Raw genomic sequence first — 24,887 nt, 5'->3', positions numbered from 1 at the left:
AGGCCCTTACAGTTATCGACCGCGAGCGAAGCCGTGCGCGGCGCTACGCGCCGCGAGAAGTCGAACGGCCGAAGGCCGTGCGACCGGCTGAGCGAGCGGGCCGACGACTGATGTGGAGTGACGCGAAGCGCCACGGAACGGAAGGAGGAGTGTTCTCGTGAACGAGAGCTCGGAAGACGCGAAGCGTCTTCCGGTGCTTTTGATCGAAACTGAGCGGGATCGAAGATCCCGCGAGGTCCAAAAGAGCGCTACGCGCTCTTTTGAAGATTTTGCCGAGGGCACGGGTTCGCCGCGCCCGCAGAGCAAAATTTCGTTACATGAAATCCTCGATCCCGCTTTGCTTGTTCTTGTCGTTCTCGAAGATACTCTCGAGGGAACGCTCGAGCACCTCCAACCGCTGTTTCGTGTAATCGCGGCAGTCGTACTCCTCGGCGACCTGGATGGCCGTCTGCATGTACTTGTTCACGGACCCTTTGTGGACGGTCAGATTGACTCGCCCGCCGCATTCCCGACAGTCGCCGGTCAGGGGCATCCGGCGGAACTTCTCACCGCAGTCGAGACAGCGGGTCTCCTGCCGGGAGAACGCCCGGAGGTTCCCGATGAGGTCCGGCAGGAAGTGATACTCGATGACCCGCTCGGCGACGTCGGTCTCGTCGACCGCCGCGAGTTTGCGCGAGAGCTCGAGCTGGGCGTCCATCTTGTCCATCATCGACCCCAGCGTCTTGTACGCCGAGAGGTCGGGCCCCATCGCGATGTTGGTGGTGTCGTGGGTGTGGTCGAAGCCGGTATATTCGAGGTCGGTGCCGAGGTTTGCCTCGGCGATCTCGACGTCGACCTCTTCGGGGTCGGCCTGCTCGCGGGTCGCGAGGTAGAACTCGCGGGGGTACTGCGAGACGACGTCCATGTTGTGGGCCTCGTCGTCGATCTCGGAGGGATCGATCCGGGAGGACATGACCAACGGGGCGTCCATCTTCCCGCCGCGTTGGTCGGGCAGGAACGATTTACTAAAGTTAAGCAATCCGTCAAGTAGCAGCATCACGCAGTCCTCGTCACCGTCACAGTTCCGGCGTTTCGCGGCATGAAAGTACGGATGTGCGTATCCAACCGCGGCGCTCGTAAAACCAATCACTCTCCCGACAGTCGCTGCGGACGTGTGAGGTGCCATCCCGAAGACGAGTTCGCCGACCAGCTCCTGTCGGTCCTCGAACTCGTAGTAGGGCTCGAGGCCGTAATACTGCTCGAGCAGGTCGTCGATGAAGTCGGCGGTCCGCAGCATGTGTTCGGCCGCGCCGTCCGAGAGGACGATGTCCTGGACTTTGAGTTCGACCAGCTGGTCCTCGTGAGTCAGAGGTTCGCCGTGGATGTCTTCCTCGTAGCCGAGCGCCTGCAGCTGGCCGACGTCGACGTCGAGTTCGCTCGCACGGACGGAGGTAACCGGCAGGTCGGTCATGTCGTAGCGGACGGTGCCGTCCTTGAACGAGGAGACGTCGTGTTTGGCGCGCAAGATTCCCTTCTCGATCGGTTCGGGGATCTTGTTTTGCGAGGAGAGCCCCTTGACGCCTTTCAGGATCTCGAAGGCGTTCTCGCGTTCGCCGACCGACTCGAGTGCGTCGCGGAACTCCTCGTGGACGTCGATCTCGCGGGTTTCGACGCAAGTGCCCTCGCGCTCGCAGCGGTCGCACTCGACGCGGCCGGCCTCGTCGGGCTCGAGGCGCTGGTCGCAGTCCGGACAGCGATAGTCCGGCGTGGTGCGTTCGTCGCAGTCCGGACAGCGGTTCTTGAACGTCTCGGTGCCACACGAGTCACAGCGCTGGCGGCCGACCTGGAGCTCGACGACGCCGGGCGTGTCCGACATCGTCTCGGCGTGTGTGGCGGCGTCGGCGACGTTGCGCTGCGTGCCGCCGGCTTCGCCGATCGGGAACAGCGTGTGGACCGCCGGGCTCAGATCGCGGCTCTCGGATTTCTCCGGCCGGCCCATTCGGTTGCCGATTCGCGTGGGCGCGCGCTCGCGAACCCGGAACGGCGCGACCTCGGTGACCGCCTCGATGGCGTTGTCGCCCTCGGCCTCGTGACCCCACGTTCGCGCACGCGAAGAGAGGTCGTCGTCGGACCAGGTGCGCTCGAGTTCGACGGTCGGAGTCTGTTCGTTGGGCTCGAGCGCGGCACCGTCGGCCGCCGTGCGACGGACCTCGCAGCCGAGCGTGCGGACGAACGGCCGCCAATCGCCGATCTCGATGCGGTTCTCGTCCGCGCGCTGGCGGTGCTCTAAGACGATCGTCTCGAGTGCCTCGCGGACGGGGTCGGTATACTCGAGGACGAGCGTCGCGTCGCCGTCGATCTCACCCTCGAGCCGGCCGTCCGCGACGGCGTCGGCGAGCGTACAGAAGGCGTCGACGGAGATATCGTGCCAGAGGTAGGTGTACTCGGGGTGGAGCGGCGCATCGTACTCGACGGCCCACTCCAGGGCATCCTCGGGATCGGGGAACTCGAGGTCGATCCGGGGGTCGTCCTCGAGAGCCTGTACGTCCGCGCCGGCGGCCTCGAGATCCTGCACCCACCACTCGTAGGTGTAGGAGGCGGGCGCGAGCGGGTGGTTGTTCTCGACGAACTCGCCGTAGTTGACCAGGTACTCGCCGAGATCGAGGATCGCCTCGACGCCGTTTCTGATCTCGAGGGCGTCCTCGGGATCGTCGATCCGCCGGACGTCGCCGTTGGCCAGTTTGACCGTCGGCCCCTCGAGGGAGTCGACGGGGACGACCCCGGCCGCCTTTCCGGGGCGTTCGGTCTTGATCTGGGTCCCCGTCGCGAGGAAGTCGTCGACCAGATGCATCGCCGCGGGGTGGACGCCGGCGGTCGCGAAGCCGTGATTGCGCGCCCGTCCGTAGCGCAGCCGAAAGCCACCGTGTGCACACGGGTGAGAGAAGACGGGACGGCCGGCGATCAGATCCCGGAGGAACTTCTCGGAGGTCTCGACGCGAGGTGGCCCCTCGGAGTCGTCAGTGGCGGAGTCGTCGTCGGCCTCCGCATCGGCGTCGCTCTCGGCCGTCTCTGCCTCGTCACCGTCGCCATCGGATTCGTCGTCGCCGGGCTCCCCCTCGTCGTCGTAGTAGTTGCCGTCGATGAGGTCCTGGAGCCACGGCCAGTCGACCTCGTCCAGATTTCGGGTATAACGCTGGATCTTCGGAGCCTTCAGCGCGATCCCTTCCCCGAGGACGAGACACATTCCGCCCCGTGCGCTGTTGGTATCGACCCGCTCTAAGTCCCGAAAGCCCGAAACCTCCTCGTCGCCGGTTGCCTCCCCGTCCAACATGATCGGGAGGTGTTTGGCGATGAATTTCGCCTCCTTGGCTTTCGGCGTGTACTGGAGGCCGGTCTCCTTGTCGTAGAGGGCGATCTCCTCGGCGTAGCGTTCGACCTCCTCATCGCGGGCGTCGTACTGCTCGATCCCGACGAGTGCGCGCGTGTAGTCGGCCACGAGGACGGACAGCGCCTGTGCGGTCCCGCCGGCCGAGCGGATCGGGCCGGCATAATAGACGTTGACGAACTCCGTCCCGTCGTCGTTCTCGAGGATTTCGACCTTGTCGATCCCCTCGATGGGGGCGGCGACCACGCCCTCGGTCAGCAGGGCGACCGCGGTGCGGACCGCGCCCTCGACCTTGCCCGCTTTCGTCTCGTAGTCACCGACCCGCCCCTCGGCGAAGTCTTCGGCGAGCTCGAGGGCCGCCTCTTCCCTGCTCATCTGGCCTTCGAGTTCGCGGACCCGCTCGGCGACGCCGTCGATCCCCAGAATGTTCTCGACGCGGTCGGCCATGTCCTTGGCGACCGGAATCTCGACCGCCGGTTTGGGGTCCCCGCCCCGTGCTTTGGCCCGTTCGGCGACGTCGAAGGCCTCGTCGAGTTGCGCCTCGAGCCCCTCGAAGTACTGTTCGTCTTCCGGGCGCATGTTAGAGCCAGAGGTCCAGTTCGGTCGTCTCGTCGTACTCGCGCTCGAGGGGCTCCTCGAAGACGCGCATGTGGACCTCGCCCGCCCAGACCGTCGCCGCGTTCAGGTGACCCGCGTAGGCGGTTCCCTCCTCGTCCGAGAGGACCGCGTGGGTGTGGGCGAAGCGATCGCCCTCTAGCCGCGAAACGTTGCCGACACAGCTGGCGACCTCGAGTGGCTCGTCGAACTCGATCGGATAGTACTCGCAGGCCTCCTGATCGTAGAACCAGCATTCGGCGTCCTGAACCGCGCCGAGGGCGGTAAACCAGGCGGCGTCGGCCTCGACCGCGTCCGCGAGCGACTCGATCTCAGCTCGCCAGTCGGCACCGGTCTCGAGGCGGGCGACGTACTCACCCGTGGTTTCGACGGCTCGATAGTTCATACTACGCTACTGTGTCGGCCGGCAGAAAAAGCCCTGCGGTCGGTTGTGGCGACGGCTCACCCGCTGGCGGTGAGCGACCGTATAGCGATCGGAGCCGCTGAAACGATTGACACACGGATCGCAACGTTGTCACGCGGTTCGGTGTGCAGTGACGTGCAGCGGCTACGAGACGTCGGCGGCGGAGCCGAACGGGGCAGCGTTCGAACGCGTGACCGCCGAGCGTATTCTGATGCGGGGAGCCGGCCAAAGCAGTCATTGAGAATCAAGCCGACTGATAGGTACTGATTACCGGCCATATCTGCACATCAACGGGGAAAAAGCGGGCCAAGAGGACAAGTATGGACGACAAACGCTTTTTTCGAGATCTTCGAACCGATATAGGCATCATAATTCAGTATATACCAAAAGCTATAATACATATCCTCAAGCATTTGTCATGGTATGCCACGAAGCGCGAAAGATATTACCAGACGACGACTACTCGCTTCGGGAGCCGCCGCCTCCGCGGCAGCGATCGCAGGGTGTATCGGTGGAAGCAGCGGTGACGAGACCGTACTCCTCTTTACACAGTCGAAAGGGTGGGGATATGGGTTCGATCCCGTCGTCTCGAACGGGGTCCCGAGCACGCAGATCAACGATCAGATCTACGAAGGTCTGTACACGTACAACGAGGACGCGACCAGCTCCCTCGTCCCGGTGCTTGCGGACGGCGAGCCGGAGATCAGCGACGACGGGACGACCTGGACTGTCACGATCAAAGACGGGGCGACGTTCCAGAACGGCGACGACGTCACCGCGGAGGACGTGAAATACTCGTACGAGGCACCGGTCGACGAGGAAACGGAGAACGCCGGCGAACTCAACATGATCGAGAGTATCGAGACGGTCGACGACAAGACCGTCGAGTTCAATCTCAAGTACCCCTACGCGGCGTTCAATACCACGCTCATCTGGAATATCGTGTCGAAATCCGAACGCGAAGGGGGCGACGACTTCGGGCACAACCCCGTCGGCAGCGGCCCGTTCCAGTGGGTCGAGTGGGAGGAGGGACAGTACGTTCTGCTCGAGCGCTGGGACGACTACTGGGGCGAACAGACCCCCGATCTCGAGCGAGTCGAGTTCGACTTCGTCACGGAGCAGTCCACGCGAGTGACCGGACTCGAGACCGGCGAGAGCGACATTATCGAGACCATCCCACCGCAGCTGTGGGAGGACGTCAAAGGCATGGACAGCGCGTCGATCGAATCGACCCTCGGCATCGGGTACTTCTACCTCGCGTTCAACTGTAACGAAGGACCGACCGCCGACCCACAGGTGCGCGAAGCCGTCGACTACGCGTTCTCGATGGACGACGCGGTCGAGAGCTTCGTCGAGCCGGCCGGCGTTCGCCAGTACAGCCCGTTCCCGCAGTCGATCGTCGATTCGTGGGACTTCTCGACCGACGAATGGGAAGCGATTCCACACAACCGCGACGTCGACCAGGCGACGCAGCTATTCGAGGACGCGGGCATCAGCATGGACTACGAGTGGAACATCATCGTTCCCCCGGACGATATGCGTGAAGCGATCGGTGAATCCGTAAGTAACGGCCTCAAAGAGGTCGGCTTCAACAACGTCACGTTCGAGCGCCTCGAGTGGGGGACCTTCCTCGATCTGTACAATACAGGTAACGAGGACGACTACAACATGTACACGCTCGGGTGGTCCGGGTCGCCCGACCCCGAGGCGTTCACCTACTACCTATTCGCACAGGAACAGGAAGGCGTCACGAACGGAACGTTCTACCGCAACGACGAGGTCGACCAGCAGATCATCGACGCACGCGAAGATCCCGACAAAGAGAGTCGGCGCGAGATGTATATCGACGCGACGAACACGATCCTCGAAGACCGCGTCCACCTGCCCGCGTACAACCTGTACAACAGCTACGGCGTGTCGAATTCCGTTTCCAACTTCCAGTCACACCCTGATTCCGGGACGATCCCGCTGTTGGCGGACTACGCCAACGTCGGCCTCGAGTAGTCGGCAGGATACGTCAGAAGAAACGTATTTATTGACGGTGTGGTATTCAACTAACGGAATCAAAAATATAAGTGAAGAATGATGCTAAGAGTAGCACGTCACTACACGAACAGGTGATCGCTCATGGGTTTACTTCGGTACACAGCGTGGCGATTACTGCAGGCGATACCGGTACTGCTCGGGATCATAACGATCGTATTCTTCCTCGTTAATGCGATCCCCGGCGACCCAGTAGAAATCATGCTCGGTCCGTCGCCGAACGCGGACCAAATCGCCGCAGTGCAGGCCAAGTACGGGCTCGATAAACCGCTCCACGAGCGATACCTCAATTACCTCGTGAACGTCGCGCAGGGCGACCTCGGCGAGAGCATCAACGTGAACTCCGGAATGCCGGTGGCCGAACTCATGATGAATCGGCTTCCGATTACGCTACTGTTGACCCTGTCGGCGTTCGCGTTCGCGATCGTCACCGCCGTTCCCCTAGGGGTCATCTCCGCCAAACGGCGCAACGAGTCGACCGATCACGTCGCACGAGTCGTCTCGCTGATCGGCGTCTCCACACCGTCGTTCTGGATCGGGCTCATGCTGATCATCGTGTTCGCCCTCCACCTCGACGTCTTCCCGTCACGGAATCTCATCATGCCGTGGACCGAGCCGGGAACGGGTAGCCGGGTAACGCGAAGAGCTGACAGCCAACTCGAGATTATCGTCATTTCGATTAATCATCTGCTCCTTCCGATGATCTCGCTTGGAACGTTGCAGATGGCACAGATCACGCGGATCGAACGATCGACGATGGTCGAGACGTTACAGAACGAGTATATCAAACTCGCCCGGGCGTACGGTGTTTCAGAGCGCACAATTATGCGCAAGCACGCGTTCAGGCCCGCCCAACTTCCGGTTATCACGATTATCGGGCTCGGCATCAGCACGGCTCTCGGTGGGTCGGTGCTGATCGAGACCGTGTTCGAAATCAACGGGATGGGGCGGCTCATCATCCAAGGAGTCCAACAACGGGACTACCCGGTCGTGATGGGAACGACGCTCGTGTTCGGTCTCACGTACCTCGTCGGCGTCATCATTACCGACATCTCGTACGCGTACATCGATCCGCGAGTCAAATACGGTGATCAAAAATAATGGTTCGAATTACCGAAGGTGAAAACCAATGGCAGTGACATCGGAAGAACACGAACCCTCCCCGGACGAGGACTCTATCGACGGGGAGGGTGACGAAGCCGAGCCGAACGTCGGACTCTCGTACACGATCGGGCAGATCAAACGCGACACGACCGCTCGGATCGGCATGTACATCATCGGGTTCATGAGTGCCGTGGCGGTCTTCACGACCATCGATGCCGTCGTGTTCGACTACGGGTTCGCGAAGATGTTCCTCCACGATCCGGTGAGAGACCCCGATAACATCAACGATTTACGGTTGCTTCCCCCGGTCGGCATGGGCGGCGAACTCCAGTATCCGCTCGGCACCGACGATCGCGGTCGGGACATACTGACTCGCCTCATCTACGGCACACGAATCGCGATGACCGCGGGCTTTTTCGCGACCGCCATCGGTACCGTTGGCGGGACGATTATCGGTGCCGTCTCCGGATACTATGGCGGTTGGGTCGACGACGTGCTCCAGCGGGTCACGGAAACGATCTATTCGATTCCGTTCCTCGTGCTGGTGATCGCGATCATGGCCGCGCTTGGAAACAACATCTGGTTCGCGATCGTCGGCGTTGGTGTCATATCGATCCCCACGTTCAACCGTTTGATTAGATCCCGCGTCGTAAGCATTCGCGAAGAAGAGTACGTCGAGGCCGCGAAAGCCGCGGGCGTCAAAGACCGAAACATCATCCTCAGACACGTCATCCCGAACAGCTTTACGCCGGTACTGGTCCAGTCGACGTTACAGATCGGCTTTGCGATTCTGACCATCGCCGGCCTCTCGTTCCTCGGATTCGGTGCCCAGCCGCCGACGCCATCGTGGGGGCAGATGCTCTCCGGGTCGCGAAATCACATGATCAACGCCCCGACGTACAGCATCTGGCCCGGGCTCGCGATCCTGATCACCGTCCTCGGTTTCAACCTGTTCGGTGATGGCCTCCAAGACGCCCTCGACCCACGGATTGATAACTGACAATGAGCGCTGATCCACTACTCGAAGTTCGCGATCTCAAGACGCAGTTCTTCACTGAATCAGGTACAGTACGCGCCGTCGATGGCATCTCCTTCGAGGTCCGCGAAGGCGAAATCGTCGGCCTCGTCGGCGAGAGCGGCGCTGGCAAATCGGTCGCCTCGATGAGCCTGCTTCGGCTCGTCGAGAGCCCCGGCGAGATCGTCGGCGGCGAGATCATCTACAAAGGCGAGACCATCTTCGGCCTCGAGGAGGGGCCGGACGGCGAACTCCGCGAGCGCGACGACATGCTGTCCAACGAGGAAATCCGGACCCGGATCCGCGGGAACGAGATCGCGGTGATCTTTCAGGATCCCATGGAGTCGCTCAATCCGGTCTTCACCGTCGGGGGACAGCTCCGGGAGTTCATCGAACTCAACCGCGACCTCTCGGAAGACGAAGCCAAAACAGAGGCGATCGACATGCTCCGAGAGGTCGGCATTCCGGACCCCGAAGAGCGCTACGAGGAGTATCCCCACCAGTTCTCCGGCGGGATGCGCCAGCGTGTCCTCATCGCGATGGCGCTGGCCTGTGAACCCAACCTCATCATCGCCGACGAGCCGACGACCGCGCTGGACGTCACCGTCGAAGGCCAGATCATCGACCTCGTCGACGACCTCCAGGAGAAGTACGGGACGAGTTTCATCTGGGTCACCCACGATCTGGGCGTCGTCGCCGAGATCTGCGATCGCGTGAACGTCATGTACCTCGGCGAGATCATCGAGCAAGCGCCCGTCAACGAATTGTTTTACGACACCAAACATCCCTATACGAACGCCCTGCTGAACTCGATCCCGCGTCCCGATCGAACGGTCTCGGAGCTCGAGGCGATCGAAGGCGTGATGCCCGAGGCGATCAATCCGCCATCGGGCTGTCGGTTCCATCCGCGTTGTCCCGACGCGCGCGAGGTCTGCAAACGGGTCCACCCCGAGGCGAAGGTCGTCGCCGACGGCAATGGCGAGCCCCACCGTGCAGCCTGCGTGAAACACGACACCTTCGACGTCGGCTACGAAAAGAGTTCCCCGCTCGAGGGAGCCGCCGACGCCGCGGCTGACACCAGAGCTGAGTCGGAACTCGCAGCGAATCCGGCCCGCGAAAATGGCGGAGGTCAGCACCATGAGTAGCGGCATTCGACTCGACGAGGAGAGCGTCTACGAGGACGACGAAGCGCTGCTCGAACTCGATGGAGTCAGGAAGTACTTCAATCAGGATTCGGGGTTCCTCGCGGGGCTACAGTTCGATTCGAACGAGTTCCCCCCGTTCAGCGTCGAGCGCGAGACCGTCAAGGCGGTCGACGACATCTCCCTCGAGATCCAACCCGGCGAGACGCTCGGGCTCGTCGGCGAGTCCGGTTGTGGCAAGAGCACACTCGGCCGGACGATCCTGCGCCTGCTCGAGCCGACGGAGGGAGATATCTACTTCAAAGGGGAGAACCTGGCCGATCTGAGCGGTGAGACGCTCCGGAAGACGCGCTCGGACATGCAGATGATCTTCCAGGATCCACAGTCGTCGCTCAATCCGCGGATGAAGGTCGGACAGATTATCGAGGAACCGATGCGGGCCCACGACATGCCCGCCACGAATCCGGACGTGACGACGACGGCGACGGTCGACGCCGAGGGGGTCTCCGCCCCGATCGAGGCGACGGTCGCCGACGACGCGGATATCGTGGTCGACGCGGACGACGACGGCGTCGTTCGCGTCCCGGTGTCGGTCTACCGCGACGACAACGGCGTCGAGGCGATCGCCCCGGCCCAGCTCACGGCGACCGCCACCGAAACCGACGACGGCACCGTGACGGTCGACGTCGCCGTCTCGGCGTCCAAAGACGAACTCCGGCGCGAGCGGGCGAAGACCCTCCTCGAGAAGGTCGGCCTCGACCCGCAACACTACAACCGACACCCCCACGCCTTCTCCGGCGGCCAGCGCCAGCGGATCAACCTCGCGCGGGCGCTGTCGGTCGACCCCGACTTCGTCGTCTGTGACGAGCCCGTCTCGGCGCTGGACGTCTCCATTCAGGCGCAGGTGTTGAACACGATGGAGAAGCTCCAGGAGGAGTTCGGCCTCACCTACCTCTTCATCGCTCACGACCTCTCGGTGATCCGCCACATCAGCGATCGCGTGGCGGTGATGTATCTCGGCCACATCGTCGAACTGGCCGAAAAAGAGGAGCTGTTCGAGAACCCACAGCACCCCTACACGCGCGCCTTGCTCGAGTCGATCCCCGTCCCCGACCCGCGGGAAAACGGTCCTCGGGGCGTCCTCGAGGGCGAGGTCCCGAGTCCGGTCGATCCGCCCTCGGGCTGTCGGTTCCGGACGCGGTGTCCGCGCCTGATCGCACCCGACGCGTACGACTGGTCCGAGGGGAAGTGGGCACAGACGCGGGCGTTCATGCGGGCGGTCAAACGCCGAACGTTCGAACCGATGCCGGCGGCCCGGATCGAGGCCGAGTTCTTCGACGACACCCTTCCGCGAGGCGAACCGGGATCGATCGTCGAGGAGGCGATCGACCTCGTCGCCGCCGATCGCGAAGCCGGCGAGGACCGCGACGACAAAACCCAGCGGTGGGAGGCCGCGACCGAGTTGCTACTCGAGGCCTTCGCCGAGCGAAGCATCTGTGCGCGCGAGCGGCCGGCCTACGAACTCGAGTCCGAGTACGGCTCCGGGAAACACGCCGCCGCCTGTCACCTCCATCGTTGACTGCGCGACGATAATACCTAATTTCGCACATTTGGTTGTTACCCTCTAGGCAGAATCTTCTCCGCCCACTCATTGGCCGTATTAGTGCACTAAACAGCCCAACAATACCGTTCGCTCAGTTGGAATATCGATGTCGCTGCCGTCAAAGTAACACGATCTTTCATCTCGGAAATACTTATACGTGTGGCGTCCTTTGTTACTCGTGTATGAGTAAAATACTCGCCACCGTCACGGCAAGCACGCAGCGAATCGCAAAAGCACGACGAACGATCGATCACTCCCCCGCGCTCGGAGACGATCAGGCAACGAACGAGGACGGCCGCCCCGCAACCCGCATTCCACCGGGTGGCTTCCTGACCGGGTAAGCCTCGAGTCGGTGACCACTACTCGCGGTTGCGGTTTTTCTTCTCGATTCGGACGCTCCCGACAATCGGCTTCTCGATCCGATCCACCGTCGACAGCGACGCGAGAGACGCGTCCCCATCGCTCACGAGTCGATCGACGAGCGCAGCGTGATGGTCGTCGAATCGCCGGGGCTGCCATCGGTTCCCTGCGTGGCGACGAACGCCCTGATCTCGTACTCGCCGGGTTCCGGGAGGACGGATTCGCGTCGGTTTCCGTGTCGCACCCGCTCGAGGCGGCCGTTCCACGTCACCGACACTCGCTTTCGCTCGCCACCGCGGAAGTCGAACGTCGCAGGCTGCTCCCGGGTGTACCGTCGCTCGTCGCTGGCCTCGAGTTCACCGTCGACGGTCCAGCCCCAGCGGCGCTGCCCGGGCGTCGGCAGTTCGACGGGGATCGGGAGCCGATTCTTGAATTCGACGGTGATCTCGACGGGGTCGTCGCGCTCGTAGACGTCCCGGTCGGTCCCCACCGAGACGGCGACCGCACGTCGCGCGACCGCCGGTGGAACCAGCGTTGCGAGGTGGTCGGTGACGGAGGGACGGGAGCCGTCGGGTTCGGTTCCGAGGCCGTCCCTCGAGTCCCCACCCGTGCTCCGTCGCGATCGAGAGGGTCCCATAGACGCACCGACTGGTGGGGCACACTAAACGGTCAGGGTTCTACGAGAACCGTCCGTCTCGAGGCGGGACTACTGCTCTCGGTCGGCGGCCCACTCGAGGAGCGGCTGTAGCCGACGGCAGAGTTCGTCACCGTCGTCGGTGAGGTCGTACTCGACGCGGGGCGGGATCTCCGCGTACTGCGTTCGTGAGAGGTAGCCGGCGTCGACGAGGTCGTCGAGTCGACTCGAGAGCGTCGAACTGCTCACGTCCTCGAACGCTCCGTCGATCTCGCCGTAGCGGGCCGGGCCGATCGCGCCGACGACGCAGATCAGTTGCATCGCGTACCGGCGGCTGAGCAGTTCCATCAGCCCGTCGAGCCGGCAGTAGCAGTCGAGATCGCAGGGCGAATCGGACGGTTCGGGTCGGTCGTCGGTAGGTTCAGCCATCGCTTCGGGTCACCGCAGTTACTCCGATACTTCGGACTCGACAGTACAAGTACTTCGTGGTCCGAAGTATTGGTGTATGACGAACCAAACCTGCGATTGTTGCGGTATCGTCGAAACCAGCCCCGCCGAATCGGACGCCGAGGACGAGCCGGCAGTCGACCGATGGATCGGCGATTCACCCGTCATGGAGACGCCCTTCCCCGAGGACGTACGGACGGCGATGGAACAGTTCCTCGGCGCTGGGTCGATCGCCACGCTCGAGGACTGGGTCGGCGAGCTTCGTCGGCAAACCGGCGGTCCGATCGACGTGGACGACCTCTGTCACGCCGACGGAGAGACGGCCCACTGGGGCGAACTGGAGGGAGTCCGCTACGATTTCCGGTGTTTCTACGACGCCGTCGCGCTCGCCGAACTCGCGTCCCAACCGGTCGAGATCCACACCACGAGTCCGGGTGGAACGGAGATCACCGCTCGAGCGACGGGTGACGGCGACGTGACCGCGACGCCGTCGACGGCAGTCGTTTCGTTCGGTATCGTCACTGATCGATCGAAATCGGACGGCAAACCGACGCTCGAGGACGCCTACACGTCGATCTGTCCGGCGGTCGCAGGATTTCCGACGCGGGACGCCTACGAACGGTGGGCGGCCCGCACGTCGGCCGCGACTGTCGGTCTGCCGCTGTCGGCCGCAACGACCGTCGCGACCGGACTCGTCGAAAACTGATCCCGATCCTCACCCCAGTTATCGCCAGGCCGGAAGCGTCGGCGCGTCATCGGCCTCCATGGACAGCCAGGCACCGTCCGCGGAGATGTCGGCGATGACGTACTCGTCGCTCGCGGCGGTCGAGTCGATTGAACCAACGATCGTCTCGTCGGACGCCATGGCGTGGGGTTTCGTCGCCATGTGAGTGAGTGACACTCACGTACATATAAACTCATCGAATCGGACTGTCCACGCAGGAGACCGATCGCCCCGACGGGCGGAATACCGGTCCGCGAAACACTGGGTTTATACTCATTTTCGCCGTACCCTGGTGATATGAACGTAGCCGACGCGATGACGCCCCGTGAAGACGTGGTGACCGCCGATCTGCCGGGGACCCGCTCGGATGTCCTCGAGTACCTGCAAGAACAGTCGTTCTCGTCCGTTCCGGTCGTCAAACAGACCGACAACGGGCCCGAGTACCGGGGACTGATCTCCCGAGAGACGCTCATCGATCAGCCCGACGAGGACCAGCTCGTCATGCTGATGGAGGAGGACGTCCCGACGACCACCGCCGGGACCGCGCTCGAGGAGGTCGCGCGAACGATGGTCGAAGACGGTGCGCGACGAGTACCCGTGGTCGACGGCGAGTTCGAGGGGATCGTCACCGTCACCGACGTTATCCACGCGATCGCGTCGGGCGACCAGGAGACCGAGGGCGTCGTCGAGACCTACGCGAGCGAAAGCGTGAACACGAGCTACGAGGGTGCGCCGCTGCCCGTCGCCGAACGGGAACTCTCCTACGCGAACGTCCCCTACACCGTCGCGCTCGACGACGACGGCCGGATGAGCGGCGTTCTTACCGAGGTCGACATCCTCGAGGTCGCCCGGATCGTCGAGGGCGAAGAGGAGACGGGGGACAACTTTGGCGACCAGGACGACGAGTGGTCCTGGGAGGGTATCAAGGCGGTCGGCAGTCGCTATCTCCCCACGCGGGACATCGAGATCCCCGCGGGACCGGTCCGGGAGTTCATGAGCGACGACGTCGTGACGGTGTCGGGCCAGACGTCGGTCAAAGAAGCCGCACAGCGGATGATCACCAACGACATCGAACAGATTCCGCTGGTCGCGGGCGAAGACCTCGTCGGCATCGTCCGCGACGTCGATCTCCTGGAGGCACTCTATGAGTGAGCAAGAACACGCGAGCGCGGCGGAATCGACGAGCGAGAAACTGGTCGAACTGGCCAAACGACGGGGCTACTTCTTCCAGTCCTCGGGGGCGTACGGCGGCGTCGGTGGCTTCTACACGTTCGGTCCCCAAGGCGCGGCGCTGAAGGGCAACGTCGAGGACGCCTGGCGCGACCGGTTCGCGGTCGCGGAGGGGAACATGGAGATCGACGCGCCGACGATCATGCCCGAACCAGTCTTCGAGGCTTCGGGCCATCTGGACGGCTTCGACGACATGCTCGTCGAATGTCCCGACTGCGGTGAGAGCCACCGTGCGGACCACGTCGTCGAGGACAACACCGACTACGAGGACGCCGAGAGCCTCCCCATTCCCGAGGTCGAAGACGTCATCGCCGAGTACGAACTCGTCTGTCCCTCCTGTGGTGCGGGGCTGGCGGGCCAGGCCGTCGACGCGTTCAACCTCATGTTCGCGACGAACATCGGCCCCGGCGACTCCGACCCCGGCTACCTGCGCCCCGAGACGGCACAGGGAATTTTCGTCGAGTTCCCGCGGCTCAAGGAGTACGCGCGCAATCAGCTCCCCTTCGGCGTGACCCAGATCGGTCGTGCCTACCGCAACGAGATCAGCCCCCGGCGGTCGATCATCCGCACCCGCGAGTTCACGCAGGCCGAACTCGAGTACTTCATCGACCCCGAGGCCGACGAGCCTGACCTCTCCGATGTCGAAGACGTCGAAGTCACGCTCTACCCGGCCAGCGAACAGAACGCCGAAGACGGCGACGAATTCCGGACGACGATCGGCGAGGCAGTCGCGGAGGGCATTATCACGGACCCGTGGGTCGCCTACTTCCTCGGCGTCGCGAAGCCGTGGTACGAGGCGGTCGGCGTCGACATGGATCGGTTCCGCTACCGCCAGCACCTCGCGGGCGAGCGGGCCCACTACGCCAGCGACTGCTGGGACGCCGAAAGCGAGATCGACGGCAACTGGATCGAGATGGCCGGCTTCGCCCATCGGGGGAACTACGACCTCTCGAAACACGCCGAGCACTCCGGCGACCGATTTACCGTCTTCAAGCAGTACGACGAACCCAAGACCGTCGAGCGCGCCACCGTCGACCCCGAGATGAGCTACCTCGGCCCCGAGTTCGGCGGCGACGCGCAAGCAGTGGTCGAGAAGCTCGAGGCCCTCGCGGCCCGCGACCGCTCCGCGTTCGATGGGGACGCCGTCGCGATCGACCTCGAGGGCGAGAGCCACGAGATCCCGGTCGAGAAAACCGGCTTCGCGGTCGAGGAGCAGACGGAGGCCGGCGAACACGTCACGCCCCACGTCGTCGAACCCTCCTTCGGCGTGGATCGGACCGTCTACACCGTCCTCCACCACGCCTACCACGAGGACGAGGTCGACGGCGAGGAACGGACCTTCCTCGAACTCGATCCGGAGGTCGCACCGACCTTCGTCGGCGTCTTCCCCTTACAGAACGACGACGAACTCGAGTCCGAAGCGACGGCCATCGCCGCGGCCCTGCGCGACGCGGGGCTGTCGGTCACCTACGACGAGTCGGGGAACATCGGCCGCCGCTACCGCCGCCAGGACGAGGTCGGCACGCCGTTTTGCGTGACGGTCGATTACGAGAGCATCGAGCAGGACGAGGGCGGCGTCACGGTCCGCGAACGCGACTCGACCGACCAGAAGCGACTGGCGATCGACGACCTGCCCGAGACGCTGTCGGCGATTCGCGCCGGCGACCTCGCGTTCGACGACCTCGAGGAATAAGCGAGCGAGGGCGGCTCTATTGCGACGGGAGAGAGTCGCGTTCGGTGCCACCGAGATGGATCGCGAGAGAGTCATCGGATCCCGCTTGAACCGAACAGCGGGACAGAACGACGCGCCGTCAGCACGCTCGTCCATCGATCCAGGGCCGGACGGCCACGATCACTATCGGATGATCACCACCCGTTTTCGTTCATTCCGTTGGATAATATATAGTGATCGAGAGAACTAACCGACGGACTGAAGGTCATCTCTCTCAAGTCACGATACGATGGCCGACGAACTAAAACGGCGACTCGTCCACGCCAGTGGCTCGGGACTGGTCGCCCTCTATCTGCTCGCCGACTATCTCGAACTCGGGTTGACGTGGCCTCGGTTTCGGGTCCTCATGGTCGTCCTCGCGGCCGGCGCGCTCGTCCTCGAGTTCCTTCGGCTCCGGGTCGGACTCGACTGGCGACTCTACGACGTGCTCACACGGGAGTACGAGCAGGACAACCCCGCCGCGTACGCGTTATACCTGATCAGTATGGCCGCCGTCGTGGTCGCGTTCGAGCCCCGGATCGCGCTCCCCGCGATGTTGATGCTCGCACTCGGTGACCCGATCAGCGGTGCGGTCTCGGACGACTCCCTCCAGCGGATCAAGCCGCCGAAAGTGCTCGGGACGATGTTCCTCGTCTCGACGGTGATCGCGATTCCGTTCCTCCCGATCGTGGTCGCGCTGATCGCCGCCCTCGGAGCGACGATCGCCGACGGCGTCACCCTCGAGATCCGCACCTACATCATCGACGACAACCTGACGATCCCGATCTACGCCGGCTGTCTGGCGTATCTCGTCCTCGAGTTCGGCCCGGTGTAAGCCGAACTCGAGCGGGTCACGCTCGCGACGACACCGCGTGCGACGCGCCGATCGGTTCCGATATCGGCAAACCCGTACCGTTCTGTGCTGCTCAAGGCCGTCGCCGGCGAAGTGAGGAATCCGACCGTGTCACTGCTGGAAACGAGGGATCGGCTGGCGACCGTGCGGGCCGTCCTGGCGGACGGCCGCAGCGAGATTCTGGTGGCCGTCGCGGCCGGCTGGTTCCTCTCGATCGGCGTTCGACTCGCGTACCCGGTACTCCTTCCCCATCTGCGGCGGGCCTACGGGCTCGATCTGACGACGGCCGGCTTCCTGTTGACCGCGCTCTGGCTTTGCTATGCACTGGGGCAACTCCCCGGTGGATTGCTCGCCGATCGGTTCGGCGAGGGGAACGTCCTCGTCGCGAGTACGGCGATCTCCGCGGTAACGCTCGGACTCGTCGCCATCGCCGACTCCGCGCCGGTGGTGTATCTCGCAACCGCCGCCTTCGGCTTCGGGACGGCGCTGTACGGCGTCGCCCGGTTCACGACGCTGTCCGACATCTATCCCGACAACGACGGCACCGCGATCGGCGTGACCATGGCCGCCGGCCAGGCCGGCAACACCCTCCTGCCGCTCGCGGCCGGCGGGATCGCGTCGGCGTTCGCCTGGCAGTACGGCTTCGGCCTCGTCGTCCCGGCGTTCGCCGTCGTCGCGGTCGGCCTCCGGCTCGTCGTCCCCGAACGCACCTCGAGTGCGGAAAGCGCCGTCGACAGCGTGGGCCTCGAGACGGTCCGCTACGTCGGCTCGGAGCTGCGCCGGCCCGAGATCGTCACCGTGACCGCGATCCAGATCCTGACCTACTGCGTCTGGCAGGCGTTTACGGGGTTCTATCCGACCTATCTGATCGAGATCAAGGACGTTCCACAGGGCGTTGCCACCGGCCTGTTCAGCACGTTCTTCGCGATGGGGATCGTCGTCCAGCCGTTGACCGGCCGGCTCTACGACCGATTCGGCATCCGAACGTCGCTACCGCCCGTCCTGGGCGTCGTCGTCTGCTCGCTGGTCGCGCTCCCCTTCCTCGAGGGGTTCTGGCCGATCGCCGTCGGTACCGTCTTCCTCTCGAGCATCCTCGGCTACGGGACGATCACGCTGCCGTACCTGACCGCGGCGTTTCCGGCGGACATGCAGGGGACGGGGCTTGGCTTCCTGCGGACCGTCTACATGACGATCGGCGCGCTCAGTCCGGTGTTGTTCGGCGCGCTCGCGGATCGGGGCTACTTCGACGAGGCGTATCTCGTACTGGCCGGGTTCGTCGCCGTCGCGGTCGTCCTGACGTGGTGGCTGCCCGAACTGTCCGAGCAGTAATCGAGCGCCGACGTGTGATCGACGGCTCTCAGACGGTCTCCTGTCCGTCAGTGCCGGTGGGACCGGGACCGCCCTGCCGGTCCCACCGGGACATCGGGACAGCAAACCGTATCACGCGTTCAGCCGCCAGAGTTCGAAATTGAGCACGGCCGCAAAGGTCACCCACACGAGATACGGGACCAGCAACGCCGCGGCGCGGCGGTCGACCCGTCGGAAGGCGAGGATCGTGCCGACGACGAGCCCCCAGAGGACGAGGATGATCCCCAGCGCGACGAGCGGGGCCTCGAGCGCGAAGAAGGCGGGCGTCCAGGCGACGTTGAACAGCATCTGGGCGGCGAACAGCCCAAGCGCGAGGCGGCGGCCGTCGGCCTCGCTGCGCCAGACGAGCCACAGCGCGATGCCGAGCAGGGTAAACAGCAGCGTCCAGACGATCGGGAACGCGATCGTAGGCGGGTAAAAGCCCGGCTTCTCGAGGGCGCGGAACCACGGCGTGTCGGGCGAGGAGAACACGCTGGGAGCCGCGCCGACGATGTTGACCAGCAGGACGAAGCCGATCGCGGTGAGGATCGAGCCGCCGTTCGGGAGGCGGTGGGTGATCGATCGGAACGCCATACGCGTCCTACGTCACCGGCGGGGTTATAATGTGGTCACGTGCGGGCTCGACTACGGACCCGGCCGACGGCGGCGGGTGGGAACGAGCCGTGCCGGAGGAGGAGCTACGCGTTGTGGGGCTCTCGATGGACGACCTCGGTGGTCCCGTCGATGGTGGCGGACACGACCAGCTCGTCCCCATTCGGATCGAGGGTGATCGTGGCGGTGTCGGTCGCGCTCGGATCGTCCATCGTAGCGGAGGCACCGAAAACCGTCGATTCGACGGTCACCACGTCGACATCCGGCGCGTCCGCGAACTCGACTCGAGCGCGGTGTCTGGCACCCGACGTATCGAACGAGACCGTATCGACGACGCGTCCCGCCTCGTCGATGATCGGTTCGTCGCTGATCTCGTCGGGGTCGGTCCGGGCAGGGAGCCACCAGAGAATCGCCCACTCCCCGTCCTCGGTGACCAGCACGATCTCCACCTCGTCTTCGAACGCCTCGCCGGCCGTGTCGCCGGGTTCCATCGTCGCCGAAACCAGCGCCGTGTCACTGCCCTCGACGACCGTCGTGAGGTCGTCCTCGACGAACAGCTTGGCACCCGGGATCGCACGGAGGTCCGCGACGGTGAGACCGGTGTCGTCGAGTTCGGTGTCGAACGACTCGATATCGAGCGCCGGTCGGTCCGTGCCCTCACCGTCCGTCGTCGCATCGAAGTTGTCCGGATGCAGGCTACTCGAATTGTGGATGGCGTCGGCGAACGCGTCGTCGTCGCCGGCGTCGACGGCGCGGAGAAACGCTCGAGCCGTCGCTTCCGGACCGTCCGACGTCGCTTCGATAGTCCGTTCGTCGGCCGCGTCGTCATCGTCGTCATCGTCGTCATCGTCGTCATCGTCGGCGATACCGCCAGTGCTCGCGAGGGGGCTCTCGTCGATGCAGCCTGCAAGACCGGCGGTACCGACGAGGCCAGCGGCAGCGAGATAGTGTCTGCGATGCATTGCGTCTCATTCGAGGCTGAACTGATGGAAGAACCCCCAGCCGATTTTGGCGGACGACGACCGGCGATCGGCCGCTCTGGATCGGCAGTTGGTGGGCACCAAACGGCGGTAGCAGGGGTGGCAAGTACAGCTACCGATCTGGAGCCCCGTATCGGTCGTGTCGACGACGGAATCGGACCGCCAATCCGAGATCGACATAGGGCGGAGCCGTCTTCGTTTACTTTCACCGCGGTACGGGAACCCTTATTCGCGGCGACGGTGAACAGCCGGTAATGGCTACGACGGACGAGGACGTCGCGTCTATCGAGCATCCGCTCCTCGAGCCCGACTTCTTAGAGCGCCGACTCTACCAGCTGAAACTCGCCGGGACAGCCGCGAACCACCACACGCTCGTCTGTCTCCCGACCGGGCTGGGGAAGACGACGGTGAGCCTGCTCGTGACGGCCCGTCGGCTCAAGGAGGTCGGCGGCAAATCGCTGATGCTCGCGCCGACGAAACCCCTCGCCCAGCAGCACGCGGACTTCTACCGCGAAGCGCTGCAGATCCCCGACGAGGAGATCGTCGTCTTTACGGGCGACGTGAGCCCGGACGACCGCGCCGCGATGTGGGAGCAAGCGACGGTCGTGATGGCGACGCCGCAGGTGATCGAGAACGACCTCGTCGGGAGTCGGATCTCGCTCGCCGACGTGACCCATCTCACCTTCGACGAGTGTCACCGCGCGACCGGCGACTACGCCTACAACTACATCGCCGAGCGCTACCACGCCGACGCCCGACAACCGCTCGTGACCGGGATGTCGGCCTCCCCCGGCGGCGACGAGGAGGCCATCCTCGAGGTCTGTGAGAACCTCGGGATCGACGAGGTCGAGGTGATGACCGAGGAGGACGCCGACGTCGAGGAGTTCACCCACGACACCGACGTCGAGTGGGAGCGCATCGACCTCCCCGAGGAGGTCCTCGAGATCCGGGACGCCCTGAACGAGGTCATCAAAGAGCGCCTCGAGAAGCTCAAAGAGCTGGGGGTCGCGAGCTCGACCCAGCCCGACCAGTCCCAGAAGGATCTCAACAGGATGCGGGCCGAGCTCCAGGAGCTGATCAACAACGACCAGTCGGAGGGGTTCGAGGGGATGTCGATCCACGCCGAGGTGATGAAGCTCCGGCAGGCCGTCACGCTGGTCGAGACCCAGAGCGTCGAGGCGTTGCGGCGGTACTTCGAGCGCCAGCGCAATCAGGCCCGCTCGTCGGGAGCGTCGAAAGCGAGCCAGCGGATGGTTTCGGATCCACGCGTGCGCGAGGCCATGCGGAAGGCCGAGAGCTTCGACGAGATCCACCCCAAATACAGCAAAGCCCGCATGCTGCTCGCCGAGACGCTGGGACTCGAGGGCGGCGAACGCGTGATCGTCTTCACGGAATCCCGCGACACGGCGGAGGCGCTGACGGACTTCCTCTCGGAGAGCTTCGACGCGAAGCGGTTCGTCGGACAGGGCGACCGAGAAGGGTCCGACGGGATGACCCAGAACCAGCAACAGGCGGTCTTAGACGAGTTCCGCGCGGGCGAGTTCGAGGTGCTCGTTTCCACCTCGGTGGCCGAAGAAGGGCTCGACGTGCCGGAGGTCGACCTCGTGCTCTTCTACGAACCCGTCCCGACGGCGATCCGCTCGATCCAGCGGAAGGGGCGGACCGGACGCCAGACCGAGGGGCGGGTCGTCGTCCTCATGGCGGAGGACACCCGCGACGAGGCCTACTTCTGGATCTCGCGTCGCCGCGAGAAGGAGATGGAAAACGAACTCCGCGAATTGAAGGGACTGGCCCCCGAAATCGCCGAGGAACTCGACGATTCCCAGCAGTCACTGACCGATTTCGAGGGGGCAGGCGAGGGCGGAGTGAAAGTAGACGGGAACGACGGAAACACCGACGCCGTCGGCGATTCCTCCAGCGGAAGCGAGGGGGTTGCAGCGGGGCCGGGACTGCAGGAATTCGAAGAAAGCAACTCGGAAACGGGTAGTAATCAGGACATTCGAGACGGGGCGGACGAAATCGAGGACGTCGAGACCCACGAACCACACGCCGACGGCGACACCGTTGCGGTCGTCGCCGACCAGCGGGAGATGGACGCGAACATCGCCCGCGAACTCTCGCGACGCGAAGCGTACGAGGTCAGCCTCGAGACCCTCGACGTCGGCGACTACGTCCTCTCGGACCGGGTCGTCGTCGAACGGAAATCCGTCGCGGACTTCGTCGACTCGCTGGTCGGGGGCGACCGGTCGGTCTTCGAGCAGGTCGGCGCGATGGCCCGCCACTACTCGCGGCCGATCGTCGTCGTCGAGGGCGAGGGACTGTACGAACAGCGGGACGTCCACCCGAACGCGGTCCGGGGAGCGCTCTCGAGTCTGGCCGTCGATTTCGGCGCGAGCGTCCTGCGGACGGACGGCGAAGACGACACGACCGAACTACTGGCGGTGATCGCCGGCCGGGAACAGGAGACCGCCGATCGCGAGGTCTCGGTCCACGGCGAGAAAGGGAGCAAGACCTTGAGCGAACAGCAGGAGTACGTCGTCGCCTCGATCGCCGAAATCGGCCCCGTCACGGCCCGGTCGCTGCTCGAGGAGTTCGGCACCGTCGAGGCGGTGATGATCGCGACGGAAGACGAGTTACAGGAAGCGGACGGCGTCGGGACGGTAACGGCAGAGCGGATTCGGGAGGTCATCGGGAGCGACTACACGGGCTGACCCGGTGAGCGATCGGTCGGGAGCGTCGTCGTCGGCCGCGGTGGTTTCGGGTGAACGGGATCACGGCTCAGTCGTTCGTTTCGGACGCGATACCCGTCTCGCGATCGTCCGAAACCGGAACGCGATCGCTGTCACCCTCCGCACGGTCGACGAGGCGGTCAGCCCCGAGGACGCTCACGATGGCGAGGGCGATGCCCGCCAGGACGTCGATAGCCCAGTGGATCCCGAGATACATCGTCGAGAAGACGACACAGCCAGCGACGAACGACGCGATCGGGAACCATCGAGGGTAGTCACTGCGCGATCGCCAGGCGAACAGGAAGACGACGACGGCCAGCGACGTATGGAGCGACGGAAACACGTTCGTGTTCGCCGACACCGCCGCCGTCATTTCCTGCGTCTGCGGGTAGAAGCTGTACATCAGTCCGTCGACGGACGCGAGGTGGTTCCGCGGACCATACACGATAAACAGCGTGTAACAAAGCGTGCCGATCAGGTAGTTCAAGAGGTAGGCGATGAGCAGTTCCTTGAGGTGACGCTGGGACGGCAACAGGAAGTAGAGGATCGGCGCAGTCACCAGCAGGTATGGGAATCCGAACATGTACATCACCGAGAAAAACTCCAGCGTCGCCTGGGGGACGAACGCCTGGAGCGACGCCACGAACTCGCCTTCGATACCGTAGATCGCCGCGGTGAGATCCCAATCGAGCGTCCGAGAGATTCGCAAGCTGTGGCCGTGTGTCGCCCGCTTTGCCAGGAAGAACAGTGCCGTTATGCCGAGGTATGGCGCGATTTCGAACAGCCGGTGATCGAACTCGGCCGCCGTCCGGTCGACGGTAGCTCGGTCGAGACAGGCCGTACAGGTCCCGACGAGGGCGATACAGACGACGAACACCGTAACCAAGACGACGAATCCAAGTGCCATGGGTGGGTTCTCGAGGGATGCGAGTGGTGTTTGGTGGGCGATGGCGCGGAGGACGAATACCGACGGAATTTGGATCGCTGACGGATGGAGGGGCCTCCGACTCTGCCCGGTGAATTTCGTTCCCTCGTATAATATCAACGGATATATATCTTCTGATGGTCGCGTTCTAGTATTTCAATTATCATTATGAGATAATCGGTACGGGCACCAGAGACGCAACTGGTAGACGGACGCTGATCAGCACACCGAGGTTCCGAGATCCGTTACCGGAGCGTCGTCAGCGTCTCGCCGGCCTCGCGAGCCGCCTCGAGACACTCCTTCGCGTAGCGGGGGTCGTCAGTCGCAGCGGCCTTCTCGGCGAATTTCTCGAGGGATCGAACGAGGGCGTCGTGCGCGGCCTCGAGGTCGCCGTCGCCGGAGTGGACCGAGCGGTTCCGATCGGACGCGGGCACGGCGGGTTGTGACGGTGTCGGCTGCTCCGGTTTGGGCGACGACGGACTGGCTGACGACTGTGGGTCGGTTGCCGGCGTGGTCGCGTCGGTTCGTGGCTCCTGACGCCGCTGCTCGTCGCGTTGACGGCCCGCCGAGGGTGCGTCGGTGGCGGGAGCCGTCTCGGATGGGGCCGAACTGGAGTCTCCGTCGCCAGGGTCGGTCGTCGCCCCGTTCGTCGGCGCAGGGCCGTCGCCGCCGGTATCGGCCCGGGTATTCCCGTCGGTTTCCTCCTCTACGGCCGGCTGGGCCTCGAGATCCGTCCCCTGGACGGCGTCGGGGTTTCCGTGACAGCTGGGACAGAAGGTGGTTCCGTTCTCCTGAAAGAGGGGATCACCGCAGGTCCCACAGTGGGCGTTGGTCATCGTCGCGCCCTTGAGCAGCAAGTCGCTCATCCGCTGGGTTGCCTTGCGCTCTTCTTTGTCCTGCTCGTACTTCTCGCGAAGTTTCTCGCGCTCGGCTTCCTTGTCGAAGTCGCTCATACTCGTCTAGAGACGGCGGACCATCGAAAAAGCTGCGAACGAACGGACGCGGACGTGGCCGTTCCTGCCCGACGGGACCGCTCCCTCGAGTCC

21 protein-coding genes are annotated in these 24,887 nt (G+C 64.1%); 12 read left to right on the top strand and 9 right to left on the bottom strand.

Going from position 1 to position 24,887, the window contains the following annotated elements; all coding sequences use genetic code 11:
• Positions 1-313: 313 nt before the first annotated feature.
• Together CP557_RS16785 and CP557_RS16780 are read right to left on the bottom strand one after the other, a co-directional pair.
• Positions 314-3,943 (bottom strand): DNA polymerase II large subunit, encoded by a 3,630-nt coding sequence (locus CP557_RS16785; RefSeq protein ID WP_097380960.1) that lies wholly within the window; start codon positions 3,941-3,943, stop codon positions 314-316.
• A gap of 1 nt (position 3,944) precedes the next feature.
• Positions 3,945-4,364 carry a PPC domain-containing DNA-binding protein gene (locus tag CP557_RS16780; RefSeq protein ID WP_097380959.1) on the bottom strand — a complete coding sequence of 140 codons (420 nt, stop codon included), beginning with the start codon at positions 4,362-4,364 and terminating at the stop codon, positions 3,945-3,947.
• A 441-nt stretch (positions 4,365-4,805) separates the two neighbouring features.
• Here CP557_RS16780 and CP557_RS16775 point away from each other — a divergent pair, with 441 nt between their 5' ends.
• The 6 genes from CP557_RS16775 (at position 4,806) to CP557_RS22675 (ending at position 11,630) form a co-directional block, all read left to right on the top strand.
• Positions 4,806-6,386 carry an ABC transporter substrate-binding protein gene (locus CP557_RS16775; RefSeq protein WP_097380958.1) on the top strand — a complete coding sequence of 527 codons (1,581 nt, stop codon included), beginning with the start codon at positions 4,806-4,808 and terminating at the stop codon, positions 6,384-6,386.
• Positions 6,387-6,509: 123 nt separating this feature from the next.
• Complete coding sequence (locus CP557_RS16770) at positions 6,510-7,526, top strand: ABC transporter permease (RefSeq protein ID WP_097380957.1); 1,017 nt, start codon at positions 6,510-6,512, stop codon at positions 7,524-7,526.
• 28 nt (positions 7,527-7,554) lie between these two features.
• Positions 7,555-8,529: an ABC transporter permease gene (locus tag CP557_RS16765; RefSeq protein ID WP_097380956.1), complete on the top strand. Its 975-nt coding sequence runs from the start codon at positions 7,555-7,557 to the stop codon at positions 8,527-8,529.
• A 2-nt stretch (positions 8,530-8,531) separates the two neighbouring features.
• Positions 8,532-9,689 carry an ABC transporter ATP-binding protein gene (locus tag CP557_RS16760; RefSeq protein ID WP_097380955.1) on the top strand — a complete coding sequence of 386 codons (1,158 nt, stop codon included), beginning with the start codon at positions 8,532-8,534 and terminating at the stop codon, positions 9,687-9,689.
• Entirely contained in the window at positions 9,682-11,265 is a 1,584-nt protein-coding gene (locus CP557_RS16755; RefSeq protein WP_097381691.1) for an ABC transporter ATP-binding protein, read from the top strand. Before CP557_RS16760 ends, CP557_RS16755 begins: the two co-directional genes overlap by 8 nt.
• Before the next feature lie 206 nt (positions 11,266-11,471).
• Positions 11,472-11,630 (top strand): hypothetical protein, encoded by a 159-nt coding sequence (locus CP557_RS22675; RefSeq protein WP_169924399.1) that lies wholly within the window; start codon positions 11,472-11,474, stop codon positions 11,628-11,630.
• Between the two features lie 122 nt (positions 11,631-11,752).
• On the opposite strand, the gene CP557_RS16750 is transcribed toward CP557_RS22675, so the two are convergent.
• Together CP557_RS16750 and CP557_RS16745 are read right to left on the bottom strand one after the other, a co-directional pair.
• Complete coding sequence (locus CP557_RS16750) at positions 11,753-12,286, bottom strand: hypothetical protein (RefSeq protein WP_097380954.1); 534 nt, start codon at positions 12,284-12,286, stop codon at positions 11,753-11,755.
• 69 nt (positions 12,287-12,355) lie between these two features.
• Positions 12,356-12,712 (bottom strand): winged helix-turn-helix transcriptional regulator, encoded by a 357-nt coding sequence (locus CP557_RS16745; protein WP_245853046.1) that lies wholly within the window; start codon positions 12,710-12,712, stop codon positions 12,356-12,358.
• Between the two features lie 76 nt (positions 12,713-12,788).
• Between CP557_RS16745 and merB the strand changes: the two genes are divergently transcribed.
• The gene (gene merB / locus CP557_RS16740) at positions 12,789-13,436 is read left to right on the top strand and encodes an organomercurial lyase (protein ID WP_097380953.1); all 648 of its coding nucleotides are present in this window, start codon (positions 12,789-12,791) and stop codon (positions 13,434-13,436) included.
• A gap of 18 nt (positions 13,437-13,454) precedes the next feature.
• On the opposite strand, the gene CP557_RS22670 is transcribed toward merB, so the two are convergent.
• Positions 13,455-13,616: a DUF7556 family protein gene (locus CP557_RS22670; RefSeq protein WP_169924398.1), complete on the bottom strand. Its 162-nt coding sequence runs from the start codon at positions 13,614-13,616 to the stop codon at positions 13,455-13,457.
• A gap of 135 nt (positions 13,617-13,751) precedes the next feature.
• Between CP557_RS22670 and CP557_RS16735 the strand changes: the two genes are divergently transcribed.
• From CP557_RS16735 to CP557_RS16720, 4 genes are all read left to right on the top strand, one after another.
• Positions 13,752-14,606 carry a CBS domain-containing protein gene (locus tag CP557_RS16735; RefSeq protein ID WP_097380952.1) on the top strand — a complete coding sequence of 285 codons (855 nt, stop codon included), beginning with the start codon at positions 13,752-13,754 and terminating at the stop codon, positions 14,604-14,606.
• Positions 14,599-16,377, top strand: a complete 1,779-nt coding sequence (gene glyS / locus CP557_RS16730) for a glycine--tRNA ligase (RefSeq protein ID WP_097380951.1) — start codon at positions 14,599-14,601, stop codon at positions 16,375-16,377. The genes CP557_RS16735 and glyS overlap by 8 nt, the downstream gene beginning before the upstream one ends.
• Positions 16,378-16,645: 268 nt before the next feature.
• On the top strand, positions 16,646-17,230 hold the full coding sequence (locus tag CP557_RS16725) for a diacylglycerol/polyprenol kinase family protein (RefSeq protein ID WP_097380950.1): 585 nt from the start codon (positions 16,646-16,648) through the stop codon (positions 17,228-17,230).
• Positions 17,231-17,356: 126 nt separating this feature from the next.
• A complete protein-coding gene (locus CP557_RS16720) occupies positions 17,357-18,577 on the top strand; it encodes an MFS transporter (protein WP_097381689.1) in 1,221 nt (406 codons plus the stop codon).
• 111 nt (positions 18,578-18,688) lie between these two features.
• Here CP557_RS16720 and CP557_RS16715 read toward each other — a convergent pair whose 3' ends face one another.
• Together CP557_RS16715 and CP557_RS16710 are read right to left on the bottom strand one after the other, a co-directional pair.
• Positions 18,689-19,189 carry a TspO/MBR family protein gene (locus CP557_RS16715; protein ID WP_097380949.1) on the bottom strand — a complete coding sequence of 167 codons (501 nt, stop codon included), beginning with the start codon at positions 19,187-19,189 and terminating at the stop codon, positions 18,689-18,691.
• Positions 19,190-19,293: 104 nt separating this feature from the next.
• Positions 19,294-20,169, bottom strand: coding sequence for a hypothetical protein (locus CP557_RS16710; RefSeq protein ID WP_097380948.1), 876 nt, complete (start codon positions 20,167-20,169; stop codon positions 19,294-19,296).
• Positions 20,170-20,441: 272 nt separating this feature from the next.
• On the opposite strand from CP557_RS16710, the gene CP557_RS16705 reads away from it, so the two are divergent.
• Positions 20,442-22,898: a DEAD/DEAH box helicase gene (locus CP557_RS16705; RefSeq protein WP_097380947.1), complete on the top strand. Its 2,457-nt coding sequence runs from the start codon at positions 20,442-20,444 to the stop codon at positions 22,896-22,898.
• A gap of 67 nt (positions 22,899-22,965) precedes the next feature.
• On the opposite strand, the gene CP557_RS16700 is transcribed toward CP557_RS16705, so the two are convergent.
• Positions 22,966-23,823 carry a phosphatase PAP2 family protein gene (locus CP557_RS16700; RefSeq protein WP_097380946.1) on the bottom strand — a complete coding sequence of 286 codons (858 nt, stop codon included), beginning with the start codon at positions 23,821-23,823 and terminating at the stop codon, positions 22,966-22,968.
• A gap of 263 nt (positions 23,824-24,086) precedes the next feature.
• Positions 24,087-24,794: an Sjogren's syndrome/scleroderma autoantigen 1 family protein gene (locus CP557_RS16695; RefSeq protein WP_097380945.1), complete on the bottom strand. Its 708-nt coding sequence runs from the start codon at positions 24,792-24,794 to the stop codon at positions 24,087-24,089.
• Between the last annotated feature and the right edge of the window lie 93 nt (positions 24,795-24,887).

Source organism: Natrinema ejinorense (genome assembly GCF_002494345.1).
GTDB lineage: Archaea > Halobacteriota > Halobacteria > Halobacteriales > Natrialbaceae > Natrinema > Natrinema longum.
The sequence above is the reverse complement of the archived record's forward strand: the minus strand, read 5'-3'. Positions and strand labels throughout refer to the sequence as shown.